Origin of the sequence: Pedobacter sp. CG_S7 (assembly GCF_040544395.1) — a bacterium.
In the GTDB taxonomy this organism is placed as follows: domain Bacteria; phylum Bacteroidota; class Bacteroidia; order Sphingobacteriales; family Sphingobacteriaceae; genus Pedobacter.
Genome location: NZ_JBEONS010000001.1, coordinates 365,715 through 380,680, shown reverse-complemented (window position 1 = coordinate 380,680; position 14,966 = coordinate 365,715). Strand labels below are relative to the sequence as shown.

The window sequence follows — 14,966 nt, the reverse complement described above, 5'->3', positions numbered from 1 at the left end:
TTTAGGTTAAATGTTTGAAGCAATTTTACAAGGGATAGGTGCAGGTATTTTGTTTTCCTTTTTAACAGGACCTGTATTCTTCTCAATGATAAAAACAAGTATTGAAAAGGGGTTCAAAGCAGGATTTTCATTAGCAATCGGGGTTATCCTTAGTGACATTATCTTTATCACTGCTACCATCTTCAGTTCCCAATTTGTTAATTACAACTCGAAATACAATCAATATATTGGTATTATTGGCGGTTTATTCTTACTTGGTGTAGGTTTATATTATCTGGTTAATAAAGTAGAAGTTAATTATGCCATAGAAGAAGAAGTTAAAATCAAGAAAAGGGGTTATATTATTAAGGGTTTTTTAATGTGCCTTTTATCCCCTACCACGCTCATGTTTTGGATTATGGTAGGTGGCGTAATTACGGTACACCTCCATTACGAAATGGCGGAGAAAGTGGCGTTCTTTGTTGTCGCCTTGATTACTCAATTGTCTATGGATTCTATTAAAACATTTTATGCCGCTAAACTGCGTTATAAAATTAAAGAAAAGTCGATACAAACGCTCAATCGTATTGCCGGAGCGGTGATTATCATCTTCGCTATCCGGTTATTTGTAGAAGTTATACTTAAACACTATAAATAAGTTTAAGGCTAAAATTATGAAACAATAAAAAACGGCAATTTTCGATATGAAAATTGCCGTTTTTTGTTAAAATAACTACTGCTTAAATTTTAACCAAGCAGCTTAAGTGCTAAAATAAATTGCCCCTTTACCTCTTAATAAGCTCTTTGGTTGTTTCCTTCTTTCCAGTTAACGAAAGCTTTGTTTACTACCCTGTTACCCCCTGGTGTTGGATAGTTTCCAGAAAAATACCAATCACCTTTATGATTTGGACACGCAATATGCAGGTTATCTAAAGTTTGATAAATTACCTGAACCTCTGCATTTGTACCTTCTGGCGTAATAATTTTGGTGATTTGAGCAGAAATCTCTTCTTGTTTAAAAGGTCTGTAAATCTCTTTCACATAATTGGTAATTTCTTCTTTTGGTAAAAGAAGTGAAGCTTTACACTTTTGATAAACATCTTCAATAACCTGTTCCAAACCTCTTAATTTTAAGAGTTGTATGGCAGCTTCAAAAGCAACAAATTCGCCCATTTTAGACATATCGATACCATAGCAATCAGGATACCGGATTTGTGGTGCCGAGGAAACGATGATTACCTTTTTAGGATGAAGCCTGTCAAATATTTTAATTATACTTTGTTTTAAAGTTGTACCCCTAACAATAGAGTCATCAACAGCAACCAAAGTATCGGTATGGTTTTTAATTAAACCATAAGTTGTATCATAAACATGAGCAACCATGTCACCACGGTCGGCATCTTGTGTAATAAAGGTTCTCAGTTTTACATCTTTGATAGCAAGTTTCTCTACACGTGGTGTTAACGAAAGCAAGTCATCTAGCTCTTGATCGGTAAGCTGATCTTTACGGTGTAGTAAAGCATCTTTTTGAGTGGTACGAATATGCTCATGCAAGCCTTCTACCATTCCATAAAAAGAAACCTCTGCAGTATTTGGAATAAAAGAGAAAACGGTATTTTTAAGGTCGCCATCTACAGCATTTAAAATCTGCTTGCAAAGTAATTTACCTAAATATTTTCTTTCCTTATAAATATCTGCATCACTTCCTCTGGAGAAATAAATCCTTTCAAAAGAACAAGCTCTTTTTTCCTGTGGCTCCCTAAAAATTTCCTGGGTAACTTTACCATTCTTTTTAACAATTAAAGCATGACCAGGTTCAATTTCCTTTATATCATTAAAATTAATGTTGAAAGCCGTTTGAATGGCAGGTCTTTCTGATGCTGCAACTACAATTTCATCATCAGCATAATAGAAAGCAGGGCGGATACCTGAAGGGTCACGTAATACAAAAGCATCACCGTTACCAACTATTCCAGAAATGGCATATCCACCATCCCATGTTTTTGCAGAACGGCGAAGAATATGAGCGATATTCAAGGCATCTGATATTTTGTGGGTAATCTCTATGTTATCGTAACCTTCTTTTTTATACGCATCAAATAACTCCTGATTCTCTTCATCCAGGAAATGGCCAATCTTTTCGAGAACAGTAACTGTATCTGCCTGCTCTTTAGGATGCTGCCCAAGTTCATATAACTGCTCCAATAACTCATCAACATTAGTCATGTTAAAGTTACCAGCGATGACAAGATTACGTGTCATCCAATTATTTTGGCGCAAAAAAGGGTGACAGTTTTCTATACTGTTTTTTCCGTGAGTACCATAGCGCAGGTGGCCTAACAACACCTCACCAATAAAACTTACGTTAGCTTTTAACCATTCAGTGTCCTCCATCAGTTCAGGAGTTTCATTTTGAATAGCTACAAATTTGCTCTGTACATAACCAAAGATATCGGCAACAGCATTTTGTGCCATGGAACGGTAACGGCTAATATAGCGGTGCCCGGGTTTAACATCTAGCTTTATGGTTGCAATTCCGGCGCCATCCTGACCGCGGTTATGCTGTTTTTCCATCAAAAGGTATAGCTTATTTAATCCGTAAAGTGCTGTTCCATATTTTTCCTGGTAGAAAGATAATGGCTTTAGCAAACGGATAAAAGCAATTCCGCATTCGTGTTTGATCTGCTCGCTCATGGGTGTGTTAATTGAGCCGCAAATTTACAGTTATATAAATTTAGAACCTAGTAAGAAATACATTCTTTCATTGAACTGACGAAAGGCCGAAAAACCTCACTCAGGATAGCAATAACCAATTTTATTGCAATTTCATCTGTTTGGAATGAATATTTTCACCAAAAAACAAAGATGCCCTGTTGTCAAAAACTTCCGGATCTCCGGAGGTGAAAAACTGTTTATAGCCTGTTCTTCCAATTTTTCGCTCCATCTCGGGGTGGTTTTTTAGGTAAGTAACCAAACTGGAGGCAACAATAGCTCCCTGAGAAAGGACCTGCATATTTGTGGGTAGAAACTGTTGAAGTTTAGGTATAATTAACGGATAATGCGTACAAGCTAATAGTATACAATCTAAATTTGGGGCTTGCAAAAACAATTCATCGAGGTACTTCTTCACAAAATGATTTGCCCCGGAAGTGAGGTGTTCATTATTTTCAATCAACGGCACCAACATTGGGCAGCTTTGCTGCACCACTTTTACATCAGGAAAGAACTTTTTGATTTCTATAGGATAAGATTCAGAATTTACGGTGCCTCTTGTGCCCATTACGCCAATAGTTCTGGACTGTGTATAAGCGCCGATAACTTCGGCCGTTGGTCTTATAACACCCAACACACGGTGATCGGGATATTTAAAAGGCAGTACATGCTGCTGTATGGAGCGCAAGGCTTTTGCCGAAGCCGTATTGCAGGCCAGGATTACCAAAGGACAACCCTGGGCAAATAACCACTCTACACATTGCAATGTGTATTGGTATACAATTTCAAAAGAATGATCACCATAAGGCGCCCGGGCATTGTCGCCCAAGTATATATAATTGTAATCCGGAAGTTCCTTAATAATAGATTTAAACACCGTTAAACCACCATAACCAGAATCAAAAACACCTATAGAATTCGTATTGCTCATGACAAAAAAAAAGCGGGATAGCGCTTTATCGCACTATCCCGCAAATTAGATATTTTTTACTTAATTATTTCTTAGGAGCTGCAGCAGCAGTAATTCCTAATTTAGTTCTCACCGCAGCAGTAATATCATCGCCACCATCAGAATATAATAAATTGTTAGCACCTTGTTGTGCCGCAATGTCAAACACATAAGCTAAGCTTTTTTCTTTAGCTACCGCTTTAACAGCCGTTTCGAATTTTTGATTAATTGGAAGAAACAATTCACTTTGTTTAGTTGCTACTTCTTGTTGAGCTTTAGTACGGGCATCATTAATGCGTTTTTCCATACCTTGTAACTCTTCGCCCATTACTTGCAATTCTTTCGTAACGGTCTCTTTATTTGCTTCGCTTAAAGTTTTGTTTTTTGCTACGGCAGCTTCATACTTTGTTTGGTACTCGTTCTGCATTTTAGTGATTTCAGCTTGTTTGGTTTTACCCAAAGTTTCAAGTGTAGTTTGAGCAGTTTTTGCTTCATTCATTACTGCAAAAATCTCTTCTGAATTTAAGTGCCCTATTTTTTGTTGTGCATTAGCTAAGTTAGCCGTTAACAACAAACCTACCGCTACAAAGAATACATTAATTAACTTTCTCATTTCTATTTTTGTTAGTTTTTGTTTTAAATTTTATATTATTTATTTTTAGTCAACCTTACCTGGTTTGTATCCCAGTTTTATCACTATATCTTTGCTCAAGTCATAATTACTACTCGCATAGATCATCATTGTTGCTTCACTGCTTTTATCAAAAATAAAATCTAAACCTTTACTTTTTGCAAAATCGGCAATAGTTTTACTTACTTTTTCTTGTATCGGATTAAGGAGCTTAACTCTGGACTGAAAAAGATCACCGTCAGAACCGAACTTTTGGCGTTGGAATTCTTTTGCCTCTTTTTCCTTCTCTATAATATCATTCTCCCTGCGCTTGCGCATATCGTCAGTTAATAAAACCTGATCGGCCTGGTAAGCTTTATACATCCCATCGATTACAGAGAATTTAACGTCTAATTGTTTCTGAAATTGCTCTGAAGAAACATTTAGCTGATTTAACGCGGCTTTATATTCCGGTAAATGTTTTAAGATATATTCCGTATCTACGTAAGCAAACTTTTGTGCAAAAGCGCCCATCCCGGTAAAAAAAAGTAAACTTAATAAAATGTATTTTTTCATCATCTTGTTAATTAAATCCGCCTAATTGTTGTGCAATACTAAAAGTAAAATTTTGTTTACCACCATCCGGTACTCCTGGAATGGCATCAAAAGCATGACCATAATCAATACCTAACATTCCAAATATAGGAAGGAATATTCTAGCACCAATACCTGCAGATCTCCTTACATTAAATGGATTGTAATCTTTAAATGAGTTCCAGGTATTACCACCCTCTGCAAAGCCCACAATATAAGCAGTTGCCTGCTGACTTGCAATAACCGGGTACCTTAATTCTAAAACATATTTTGTAAAAATTGGGCTACCTGAATTTTGTGCAATATTTGGCTCGGCACCAACTGGTATTACTACGTTGTTTGCATACCCACGCATTTTGATTAATTCGGAACCTTGTAAAAAGTCAAAACCTTGCATACCATCACCACCCAATTTGAAACGCTCAAATGCAGACTGGCCAACACTACTATTATAGGTACCTAAGAAACCAAATTGTGCTTGCGACATTAATACTAATTTACCAGTAATTCTTTGAAACCACTGTGATTCAAATTTCCACTTGTGGTATTCAGTGAACTTATATTTCTGTTTATCTGATGCTGTTGCGTAATTGGTATTGTTCAATAAGGAATAAGGAGGTGTAGCTTGAATAGTGAACTTGAATAATGAACCTCCTGTTGGGAAAATAGGAGAATCTCTTGAATCCCTGCTCAGCTCCTGTGTTAAGTTAAAGTTATAGGAAGTTCCGGTACTGAATTTGTAACCTGGATAGTTATTCAAAACATACTGTTGCGCATTAATAGAGTGGGTTAACTGGAAATAGTTATCCGGCCAGTTCAACCTTCTTCCTAAACTTACTGTAACTCCATTTAAACGTATTTTCTGATAATTAGGATTATCTTCGCTTACCCCATAATAACCACTACCACCGTTTGATGATAAAGAGGTAAAAGCACTTACTCCAAAGCTAATTGGTTTTTTACCACCTAACCAGGGTTCAGAGAAAGAGAAACTATAAGATTGGTATTGCTTACCGTTGGTTTGTCCACGTAAACTTAATTTCTGCCCATCACCTTTTGGAAGCGGCTTATAAGCTTTTAAATTAAATAGGTTTCTTAAGGAGAAGTTATTGAAAGTTAAGCCTAATGTACCAATAATACGGCCACCACCAAAACCACCTGAAAGCTCAATCTGATCAGAAGGTTTTTCTTCAACGGCATATTCAATATCTACTGTACCATCAGCAGGATTTGGTTTAGGTGTAGGAACCGTTTTCGATTCATCAAAGTTACCCAATTGACCAATCTCTCTTACCGTACGAACTAACAATTCTTTAGAAAATTTATCTCCGGGTTTAGTCCTGATCTCTCTCAAAACAACACGATCATTGGTGATGGTATTACCTTTTACAGTAATCCTGTTATTGGTATACTGAGGACCTTCGTAAATGCGCATTTCTAAATCTACTGTATCACCATGAATTTTAGTCTGAACAGGATCAACATTAAAGGTTAAATAACCATCATTCAAGTAAATGCTGGAAACATCATCACTATTTCCAGTACCTCTTAATCTTTTCTCCAGTTTTTCTTCACTAAAAACTTCGCCTTTTTCAATACCTAAAACTTTTTCAAGATCTTTAGTAGCATATTTGGCATTGCCAGACCAGGTAATATCACCGAAGTAATATTTAGGTCCTTCAAAAACATCCAGTTTTATACCTACAGATTTATCGTTGTACTTATAAACACTGTCTTTTATAACAGCTGCATCACGGTAGCCTGCCTCTTGCATTTTGGAAACCATTTTCAACTTATCCTCATCATATTTAGTTTGGTTAAATTTACCAGAACCAAATATTTTATAGAAAGCTTGTTGTTTAGTTTTTTTCAGGTACTTGCGGAGTTTAGCATCAGAAAACACTTCGTTACCAGTAAAGTTAATTTCATGCACCTTTACTTTATTACCCTTATCTATTGATACCTGCAAAATAACACTGTTATCCTGGTTAGGATCTGGAAGACTCTTAAAATCTACCTTAGTAAAGAAGTACCCTTTTTCAGAGAGGTATTTAGTAATGGTATTGGTAGTGGTGTTATAAAGATTTTCATTGACAACAGTTTTACCTGTTCTGGCATTTAATTTTTCTGTGATATCTGTTTTCTGAGATTTACTTACACCAAGCAATTCAAAAGAACTTAAACGTGGACGTTCTGTCACTTCGATCTCAAAATAGACCGTGTCGCCGTCCAATTTAGAAACATCAAGTCTTACGTCATCAAATAACCCTTGTGCCCAAAGGTTCTTTATGGCATTACCAGTTGCATCACCAGGAAGAGTAATTGTTTCTCCTTTTATCAATTTAGATAAAGTAATAATTACTTCTTTATCTAAATGCTTTGCACCAATTAAAGTGGTACCGCCAATGATATATTCTTTAGGGCTAAAATAATCCATGTTCAATCCTTCAACCTTCAACGTAGGTGTTGCTGGGTTTGCCGGTGGACGTGTGATCTGTGCCATTGTTGGTAAACCGAACAATAACAATAGTATAAGTTGGTATATTCTTTTCATTTACTTTCTAAAAATCGTCGCTAAGTTAATTTAAACACATGTTAAAAAGTGTTAAAAGTAAAATTAGTTCAGTTGTTCACTAATTTTACCAAAGCGTCTTTCACGTTTTTGGTAGTCTACAATTGCTTCAAACAGGTCTTCCTGTCTAAAGTCAGGCCATAAAGTTTCGGTAAAATACAATTCAGTATAGGCCATTTGCCACAATAAAAAATTACTGATGCGGTGCTCTCCGCTGGTCCTGATCATCAATTCTGGATCAGGCATATTACGTGTTGTAAGCTGAGCCGAGAAGTCTTCTTCTTTGATATCGCTGATATTTATTTTTTGATCAAACGCTTGTTGGGCAAGTTTTTTAGCTGCTTCAGTAATTTCCCACCTTGCACTGTAACTCAAAGCTAATGTTAAAGTGCAGCGGGTATTATTCGCAGTCTTATCCATTGCACTTTTCAAGTCCTCGATACATTTTTGAGGTAGTGATGCCAGATCGCCAATAGCATTGAGCCTAATGTTGTTTTTGGTCAATCGGGGTGTTTCCTGGTTAATCGTAGAAATAAAAATCTCCATTAAGGCATTTACTTCTTCAATAGGTCTGTTCCAGTTTTCTGTTGAAAAAGTATAAATAGTCAGGTATTTTATGCCGATATCTGCACACCCCTCCACTATATCTTTTACAGACAGCACACCATTCTCATGACCAAAAACTCTAAACTTACCTTGATTTTTTGCCCATCGTCCATTACCATCCATAATAATTGCAATGTGTTCAGGTAACCGCGTAAGGTCAATTTGTTCTTTAAATCCCATCTAACTATATGAAAATGATCCAAAAAAGTATAACATTTTTGGGACACAAAGGTAAAATTTTCTATGATTAATAACTTATTTATATGTAATTGATGCTAAAAGACCGAACAATTCTTGCACAAAAAGGTGTAAGTAACGCCAACTTGGGTAAACATATAGGTATCTTTTGTTCTGGAGTCTCCTCTTTGAGATCCAATATTACTAAGGTCTCCGGAAGGGTTTCCTAGAAATATACGATCTGAATTACCATCAGTTATACGCCTGTATTTACCACTTACATCATCAAGATAATCGGTATAAGCAGTCCTGTAGCCCAGTTGTGCAAATAAGGTAAAATTAGTTTTCGCTTTAAATTTAACACCGGCCCCATAAGGAATGCTTACAGCATAATTTTTATAAGGATAAAATTGATCTTCGGTTCGGTATAACCTTAAATACCTCACCTCATCCTCAACTTTCCGTTTAGGGTTAAAGATAACACCACCCAGTCCTGCGTAAACATACGGCGTAAAACGTCTGTTTCCACCACCGGCAAAAAAGTCAAAAAAGTTAAAATCCACCAGGGCACTTACTTCATGAATGGGAGAAAAGAATTTCAAATCCTGTTCATTTTCACCTTTAATACGGCCATAAGTGTAATGAAGACCAAGCCCCCAAAAAGGATCAAGGTTAAGCTTAATAAAGCCACCAACAGAAGACCCGGAAAACTTAACCGGGTTATTTTTATTTAAATCTCCCATATAACCTGCTGCACCAGCACCTAAACCAATTTCCCAGTTCTGAGCATGCACCGTAATTCCGCAGCAAAGCAGAGCCACAAATAAAAGTCCGTGTCTTTTCATGAGTATGTTAATAATTACGCGTATCAATACCCCAAAGAAGTTTTTTCCTTAAGGTAGTTAAATAGCTTTCCTGATTTAAACGGATCAAATTCACATCAAAATCAGCCTTTTTAACCGTGATTTTAACACTTTTATCTACGGTTTCCGTTCTGGAATCACAAGATACAAGGAATTTGGCACTTCGTGCCTCCACTTCAAAAGTTAAAGAAACATTATCAGGAACAATCAGTGGCCTAACATTCAGGTTATGTGGCGCTACAGGGGTAATTACAAAACTTTGCGAACTTGGGTAAATAATAGGTCCGCCGCAGCTCAATGAATAAGCCGTAGACCCTGTGGAAGTGGCAATAATTAACCCATCAGCCCAATAGGAGTTAATAAACTCCTTATTCATGTAAGCATTAACCAGCATCATGGCAGAATCATCCCTGCGATGAATGGTAATGTCATTTAGAGCAAAATTCTCTTCACCAAAAAGATTATTTTCTGACTCCAAACGCAACAAACTTCGACGGTCTAGAGAAAACTGATTATTCAAAAGTGCTATAATAGCGATACTGATATCATCCTTATTAACACTTGCCAGAAAACCCAGTCTACCAAAATTAATTCCAATTACAGGAATTCCAGATTCCCTCACTAATGCCATTGTATCCAGTAAAGTACCATCGCCACCTAAACTGATCAGCAAATCTGCCTGACCAACGAGGGCAGCATTGCCATCAAAAGTTTTAACCGTTTCTGGTAAACTTACTTTATCAGCAATAAACTGGTGGAATTTGTCGTAGACAATGGTTTGAATATTATTCTGTTCAAGGGCATTAAAAACTTCCTTAACATAAGGCAAAACGGTGTTGTTAAACTCCCTTCCGTAAATTGCAATCCTCATTATACGTTTAAGTAATTCATGAAAGAATTAAACCGGTCTTCAGTACCTTCATCTGTAGCCGTACTGTTAAAAACAGCTTTGACCTGATAGTCATACCGCTCAAAGGATGCAATGATGCCAGATAATTCTGTTTTATTTATTTTTAAAGTGACTTCCAGTTTCGTTGAATCTGAAAAAGACTGCACATAAGAAGAAAGAATCTGCGCATTATCAGCCTCCACAATTTGCGCCATGTGTGATAAAGAATTGTTTCTGTTGCTAATTTCCAGGACAATAATACCACCGGGGTCTTTTACAGCAAAAATGTCAGAAGTGTAACCAATAATACTGTGAACAGAAATGACACCTAAATAATTTTTACTATAATCTAAAACAGGCACAACAGATAAGTTAAGCTGGTTAAATAACCTGATAACATCGTACACATGGGCATCAGGATAAACAAAAGAATGGAGTAATGTTAAAGATGAACTTTCCAGATCTTGTTGTGGGTCTCTGATTTCTATCAAATCTTCTTCAGCAACCAAACCAAGGTACTGGTTATCTTTTAGAAGCGGTAAGTGATTAAGTTTAAAATCAGACAAGCGATCCAAAGCTTTCTGCACAGCATCAGTACTCCTTAATGGAGGAATTGAGTTAGATATGAGTGCAGATGCGTACATTATTTCAAAAGTATTCTATTTAAAAATGTATTCAAATATTCATTAAACATTTCTGGCTGCTCCATCATTGGGGCATGGCCACATTTATCAACCCAGTTCAATTCAGAGTTAGGTAATAACTCATGAAACTCATGAGCTACATCTGGAGGTGTAACTTTATCCTGCATTCCCCAAATCAAAGAAACAGGGATTGTAATTTTCGACAAATCTTTCGACATATTATGTCGGATAGCAGATTTTGCCAATGCCAAAATCCTGATCACCTTAGACCGTTCATTTACTGTTTTAAAAACCTCATCAACCAATTCTTTTGTTGCCGTTGCAGGATCATAAAAAGTAAAGGCTGTCTTTTCTTTAATATACTCGTAACTTTCTCTTTTTGGAAATGAGCCACCAAAAGCATTTTCATATAAACCAGAACTACCCGTTAATACCAGTGCTTTAACTTTTTCCTGATGGTTGGTTGTAAAAACCAGTCCTACATGGCCACCTAGCGAATTTCCAATCAGCACCACCTGATTTAATTTCTTAAATTTCAAAAAACGGTAAACAAATTTAGACAAACTCTTTACACCTAAAGTTAATAAAGGCAAATCATAAATTGGCAAAATTGGTACAATTACTCGATAACGATCTTTAAAATAATCTATTGTTTGCTCCCAATTACTCAATTCACCCATTAGACCATGAAGTAATACAAGAGGTTCACCCGCTCCTGCTTCTATATACCTAAACCCATTATCTTCTACTACTTCGTATTTCATATTTTTTTTGTGGATGTGCTACTAAGTTAGTAGACATTTGTTAATTAAAGGCAATTGACGTATTTTTTTCAAAAAAACACGATTATAATTATTAACACAATTTATGCCAATTGCGCTTTAACAATTTCTGCAATTAATTTTCCATCCGCTTTACCAGCTAATTCCTTATTAGCAAGACCGACAACTTTGCCCATATCTTTCATGGAACTAGCGCCAATTTCTTTAACAATAGCAAGAATAATGGCTTCAACTTCAGCTTTTTCTAATTGCTTTGGCAAAAAATTATTAATTACCTCAATTTCCTCATCCTCTACTAAAGCTAAATCTTCCCGTCCTTGTTGTTTGAAGATATCTGATGATTCTTTACGCTGTTTAATCAGCTTTTGAAGTATTTTCAACTCTACATCTTCAGTTACTTCTTCTACAGAACCTTTTTCAGTTCTTGCTAATAATAGCGCAGCTTTAATTGCTCTTAAACCTCTCAACTGAGCCTGATTCTTAGCTAGCATAGCTTTTTTTATTTCCTGATCTATGGTATTCGATATCATATTTTATTTTTTTAGCGTTATTGTTGCTGAAGCCTGCGCAGTTGGCATAATTAGCATGTCGTTAATATTTACATGAGCAGGCCTGCTTACCGCAAACCAAATTGCATCTGCAATATCTTGTGCCATTAAAGGCTCAAATCCCTGGTAAACAGTCTTAGCACGATCTTCATCTCCTTTAAACCTGACTATAGAAAACTCGGTCTCAACCATGCCCGGGTTTATAGCTGTCACTTTAATTCCATGAGGCAGCAAATCCATGCGCATTCCTATATTCAAGGCATCAACCGCATGTTTGGTAGCACAATAAACATTTCCGTTAGGATAAACTTCCTTACCTGCAATTGAACCAATATTAATAATATGGCCCTTTTTTTCCGGTATCATCCAATTAGAAACAATTTTAGAAACATACAGTAAACCCTTCATATTGGTATCGATCATAGTATCCCAATCGTCGGTATTTCCTTTATCAATTGGATCAAGTCCCTGACTTAGGCCTGCATTATTGACAAGCACAGCCACTTTTTTCCATTCTTCAGGTAGCCCCTCCAGAACTGTACTTAGCTGTGTTTTATTTCTCACATCCAATACAAGCGGCATCACAGTAATCGCATATTTATCTTCAAGGTACCTTGATAACTTCTCAAGTCGCTCTGTACGCCTGCCTACCAAAATCAATTGATAGCCTTGTTGTGCAAATAAAGTAGCACAGGCCTCACCTATTCCAGAAGTGGCTCCAGTGATAAATGCAGTTTTTGATTCCATAAAATTAAAATTATGCCACAAAAATAAGATTTTTTACCCCCGAACTTTACTGAATATATAAACTAAATGTAACATTTCTCAATATAAGCTTATCAATTGGCCTGGAAAAAGCACTGTTTTCCTGTTTGAGAATGTTGTTGAATGAAGAAGAATATTTAATTTCGGGAGACAATGTTAAAAACTTAAAATACAAGTCAATGCCTAGTCCAGCTTCATAAGAAAGATAATTCCTGCTGTTTTTCAACATTTTTTCCTGGGCTACTTTTTCTGTATCATTATTACGCTTTCCCTGTAAAATAGCTGTACTATATTTTGCACCCCCAGTCATATAAACCCCAAAATTACCGCGTCGATCTGATTTAAGTTTCAGACTCAAGGGAAATTCCAAGAGGTATTCGTTCACTTTCCGTTCTTTATAATAAATAGGCATTCCTTCAGGTGTTGTCCCTAAAACATCATGATATTTATAGTTCAATAAGCGGTTTGCAAAAGTCAGCGTAGGTACGAGCCTAAGTACGGTGTGCGTGCTGAGGTGTTTAGTAGCCCCCAATCCGATTGCAAACCCAGATGTAACAGGCGATCTCATTTCATTTAAAGGTGTTGAAACTTGGGTATTGCCCTCCATAATCGATTCCTTCCAGTCGGTTGCAGGGAAAACCTTATATTGCGAAGTAACATATTGCAGGGTATAGGTAAACTGAACAGCTTCGTAATCATTGTCCAGACCCCAATTTTGCCCTTTGGCAGAACCGCATAGAAGAAAACAGAAAAACAGAAAGTAGAAGTTTATTTTCATAACAGCAACTAAAGGATTTGTTTAATTCTATTTAATACCAGTATAAATTGAACAGATTCCAAAAGTAAGTGACCTCTGTTTAGTCATTTTAAAACCTACGGTGGTCATTAACGTCGTGAAAGCCTGCCCATCAGGAAAAGCAGCAACGGATTCGGGAAGATAAGTATAAGCGCGGGAATCTTTAGAAAACATTTTCCCAAATACAGGAAGAATATGTTGGAAATAAAAATTATACCCTTGTTTTACCGGAAACTGCTGTGGTTTTGAAAACTCAAGAATAACAATTTTACCTTCAGGCTTCAATACCCGGTACATATCAGCAAGTCCTTTTTCCAGATTTTCATAATTACGGACACCAAAAGCAACGGTTATAGCATCAAAATGATCATCTTCAAACTGCAATTTTTCCGAATCACCAGTTTGAACAGAAAAAACTGAGCTTAAATTTCTTTCCAAAATCTTTTTCCTTGCCATATCTAGCATACCTACAGAAATATCTACGCCAATGACTTTCTCTGGCTTCAAAATCTTTATTGCTTCAAAAGCGAAGTCGCCAGTACCGGTTGCTACATCGAGCATCAGACGTGGTTTTATCGATTTCAGCTCTCCTATGGCCTTTTTTCGCCATATAATATCAATTCCTAAAGAAAGAAAATGATTAAGGAAGTCGTACGTCTTGGAAATGTTATTGAACATATCTGCTACCTGTTCTTTCTTGGTTGCGGATTCAGACTGGTATGGAGTTATTTTTTCATTCATGGTTGTGCAGCAAAGATAAGTATTGTTGAAAACTAATTTTCTACCTTTGTGAAATGATTATAAAATCAGCAACATTCATTTGTAGCAATACAAAGCTTGCACCCTTACCGGTTGCCAATATGCCGGAATATGCCTTTATCGGGCGTTCAAACGTTGGAAAATCCTCGTTAATCAATATGCTGGTTAACCAGCACGGACTGGCAAAAACATCGCAAAGGCCGGGAAAAACCCAGTTAATCAACCATTTTTTAATCAATGAGAAATGGTATATCGTAGATTTACCTGGATATGGCTACGCTAAAGTATCCAAAAACAGCCGCGAGAAATGGGAGAAATTTATCCGTAACTACATCACTAAGAGAGAAAGTCTACAGTGTGTGTTTGTTTTAATCGACAGCCGCCTGGAGCCACAAAAGATAGATTTAGAATTCTGTTGCTGGCTTGGTGAATGTCAGGTTCCATTTGCATTAATTTTCACAAAAGCCGACAAGCAATCTGCGGTAAAAACAGACCAGAATGTTGCCCAATTTAAAAAAGCACTACAAGGTTGGTTTGAAGAGGTACCACCTTATGTGGTCAGTTCTGCAGAAAAAGGACAAGGGAGAGACGAAGTTTTAAAATTTATTGAAGACATTAATCAGCATTTCGTTATGCCTATTTTAGTACCTAAAGAGACTCCGGAATATTAAATAATTAAGGAAACAATTGATCCTAGTCAAACGTTTCCAACAAGAATAAA

General features: G+C 36.5%; 16 protein-coding genes. 2 read left to right on the top strand and 14 right to left on the bottom strand.

The window, feature by feature from the left end; genetic code table 11:
* The first annotated feature begins 10 nt into the window (after positions 1-10).
* Positions 11-637 (top strand): LysE family translocator, encoded by a 627-nt coding sequence (locus AAKU52_RS01725; RefSeq protein WP_354329548.1) that lies wholly within the window; start codon positions 11-13, stop codon positions 635-637.
* Positions 638-771: 134 nt separating this feature from the next.
* Here the strand turns inward: AAKU52_RS01725 and AAKU52_RS01720 are convergent, their stop codons facing one another.
* From AAKU52_RS01720 to ubiE, 14 genes are all read right to left on the bottom strand, one after another.
* Positions 772-2,673, bottom strand: coding sequence for an amidophosphoribosyltransferase (locus tag AAKU52_RS01720; protein WP_354329546.1), 1,902 nt, complete (start codon positions 2,671-2,673; stop codon positions 772-774).
* Between the two features lie 121 nt (positions 2,674-2,794).
* On the bottom strand, positions 2,795-3,622 hold the full coding sequence (gene murI, locus AAKU52_RS01715) for a glutamate racemase (protein WP_354329544.1): 828 nt from the start codon (positions 3,620-3,622) through the stop codon (positions 2,795-2,797).
* Between the two features lie 64 nt (positions 3,623-3,686).
* Positions 3,687-4,253, bottom strand: a complete 567-nt coding sequence (locus tag AAKU52_RS01710; RefSeq protein ID WP_354329542.1) for an OmpH/Skp family outer membrane protein — start codon at positions 4,251-4,253, stop codon at positions 3,687-3,689.
* A 45-nt stretch (positions 4,254-4,298) separates the two neighbouring features.
* Complete coding sequence (locus AAKU52_RS01705; RefSeq protein WP_354329629.1) at positions 4,299-4,826, bottom strand: OmpH/Skp family outer membrane protein; 528 nt, start codon at positions 4,824-4,826, stop codon at positions 4,299-4,301.
* A gap of 7 nt (positions 4,827-4,833) precedes the next feature.
* On the bottom strand, positions 4,834-7,398 hold the full coding sequence (gene bamA / locus AAKU52_RS01700) for an outer membrane protein assembly factor BamA (protein WP_354329540.1): 2,565 nt from the start codon (positions 7,396-7,398) through the stop codon (positions 4,834-4,836).
* Positions 7,399-7,461: 63 nt separating this feature from the next.
* Entirely contained in the window at positions 7,462-8,202 is a 741-nt protein-coding gene (gene uppS / locus AAKU52_RS01695; protein ID WP_354329538.1) for an undecaprenyl pyrophosphate synthase, read from the bottom strand.
* A 95-nt stretch (positions 8,203-8,297) separates the two neighbouring features.
* Complete coding sequence (porG, locus tag AAKU52_RS01690; RefSeq protein WP_354329537.1) at positions 8,298-9,044, bottom strand: type IX secretion system protein PorG; 747 nt, start codon at positions 9,042-9,044, stop codon at positions 8,298-8,300.
* 7 nt (positions 9,045-9,051) lie between these two features.
* On the bottom strand, positions 9,052-9,933 hold the full coding sequence (locus AAKU52_RS01685; protein ID WP_354329535.1) for an NAD kinase: 882 nt from the start codon (positions 9,931-9,933) through the stop codon (positions 9,052-9,054).
* On the bottom strand, positions 9,933-10,595 hold the full coding sequence (locus AAKU52_RS01680) for a CBS domain-containing protein (RefSeq protein WP_354329533.1): 663 nt from the start codon (positions 10,593-10,595) through the stop codon (positions 9,933-9,935). The genes AAKU52_RS01685 and AAKU52_RS01680 overlap by 1 nt, the downstream gene beginning before the upstream one ends.
* Positions 10,595-11,359: an alpha/beta fold hydrolase gene (locus AAKU52_RS01675; RefSeq protein WP_354329531.1), complete on the bottom strand. Its 765-nt coding sequence runs from the start codon at positions 11,357-11,359 to the stop codon at positions 10,595-10,597. Before AAKU52_RS01675 ends, AAKU52_RS01680 begins: the two co-directional genes overlap by 1 nt.
* Before the next feature lie 101 nt (positions 11,360-11,460).
* Complete coding sequence (locus AAKU52_RS01670; protein ID WP_354329529.1) at positions 11,461-11,907, bottom strand: GatB/YqeY domain-containing protein; 447 nt, start codon at positions 11,905-11,907, stop codon at positions 11,461-11,463.
* A gap of 3 nt (positions 11,908-11,910) precedes the next feature.
* On the bottom strand, positions 11,911-12,672 hold the full coding sequence (locus AAKU52_RS01665; RefSeq protein ID WP_354329526.1) for an SDR family NAD(P)-dependent oxidoreductase: 762 nt from the start codon (positions 12,670-12,672) through the stop codon (positions 11,911-11,913).
* Between the two features lie 46 nt (positions 12,673-12,718).
* Positions 12,719-13,468, bottom strand: a complete 750-nt coding sequence (gene porT, locus AAKU52_RS01660; protein WP_354329524.1) for a type IX secretion/gliding motility protein PorT/SprT — start codon at positions 13,466-13,468, stop codon at positions 12,719-12,721.
* 27 nt (positions 13,469-13,495) lie between these two features.
* Positions 13,496-14,227, bottom strand: coding sequence for a bifunctional demethylmenaquinone methyltransferase/2-methoxy-6-polyprenyl-1,4-benzoquinol methylase UbiE (gene ubiE / locus AAKU52_RS01655; RefSeq protein ID WP_354329522.1), 732 nt, complete (start codon positions 14,225-14,227; stop codon positions 13,496-13,498).
* 53 nt (positions 14,228-14,280) lie between these two features.
* Here ubiE and yihA point away from each other — a divergent pair, with 53 nt between their 5' ends.
* Entirely contained in the window at positions 14,281-14,916 is a 636-nt protein-coding gene (gene yihA / locus AAKU52_RS01650) for a ribosome biogenesis GTP-binding protein YihA/YsxC (protein WP_354329520.1), read from the top strand.
* Positions 14,917-14,966: the final 50 nt, after the last annotated feature.

What these genes read in the sequence shown, in the direction of transcription:
- AAKU52_RS01725 (WP_354329548.1), top strand. Translation starts at nt 11, where the DNA reads ATGTTTGAAGCAATTTTACAAGGGATAGGTGCAGGTATTTTGTTTTCC.
- AAKU52_RS01720 (WP_354329546.1), bottom strand. Translation starts at nt 2,673, where the DNA reads ATGAGCGAGCAGATCAAACACGAATGCGGAATTGCTTTTATCCGTTTG.
- murI (WP_354329544.1), bottom strand. Translation starts at nt 3,622, where the DNA reads ATGAGCAATACGAATTCTATAGGTGTTTTTGATTCTGGTTATGGTGGT.
- AAKU52_RS01710 (WP_354329542.1), bottom strand. Translation starts at nt 4,253, where the DNA reads ATGAGAAAGTTAATTAATGTATTCTTTGTAGCGGTAGGTTTGTTGTTA.
- AAKU52_RS01705 (WP_354329629.1), bottom strand. Translation starts at nt 4,826, where the DNA reads ATGAAAAAATACATTTTATTAAGTTTACTTTTTTTTACCGGGATGGGC.
- bamA (WP_354329540.1), bottom strand. Translation starts at nt 7,398, where the DNA reads ATGAAAAGAATATACCAACTTATACTATTGTTATTGTTCGGTTTACCA.
- uppS (WP_354329538.1), bottom strand. Translation starts at nt 8,202, where the DNA reads ATGGGATTTAAAGAACAAATTGACCTTACGCGGTTACCTGAACACATT.
- porG (WP_354329537.1), bottom strand. Translation starts at nt 9,044, where the DNA reads ATGAAAAGACACGGACTTTTATTTGTGGCTCTGCTTTGCTGCGGAATT.
- AAKU52_RS01685 (WP_354329535.1), bottom strand. Translation starts at nt 9,933, where the DNA reads ATGAGGATTGCAATTTACGGAAGGGAGTTTAACAACACCGTTTTGCCT.
- AAKU52_RS01680 (WP_354329533.1), bottom strand. Translation starts at nt 10,595, where the DNA reads ATGTACGCATCTGCACTCATATCTAACTCAATTCCTCCATTAAGGAGT.
- AAKU52_RS01675 (WP_354329531.1), bottom strand. Translation starts at nt 11,359, where the DNA reads ATGAAATACGAAGTAGTAGAAGATAATGGGTTTAGGTATATAGAAGCA.
- AAKU52_RS01670 (WP_354329529.1), bottom strand. Translation starts at nt 11,907, where the DNA reads ATGATATCGAATACCATAGATCAGGAAATAAAAAAAGCTATGCTAGCT.
- AAKU52_RS01665 (WP_354329526.1), bottom strand. Translation starts at nt 12,672, where the DNA reads ATGGAATCAAAAACTGCATTTATCACTGGAGCCACTTCTGGAATAGGT.
- porT (WP_354329524.1), bottom strand. Translation starts at nt 13,468, where the DNA reads ATGAAAATAAACTTCTACTTTCTGTTTTTCTGTTTTCTTCTATGCGGT.
- ubiE (WP_354329522.1), bottom strand. Translation starts at nt 14,227, where the DNA reads ATGAATGAAAAAATAACTCCATACCAGTCTGAATCCGCAACCAAGAAA.
- yihA (WP_354329520.1), top strand. Translation starts at nt 14,281, where the DNA reads ATGATTATAAAATCAGCAACATTCATTTGTAGCAATACAAAGCTTGCA.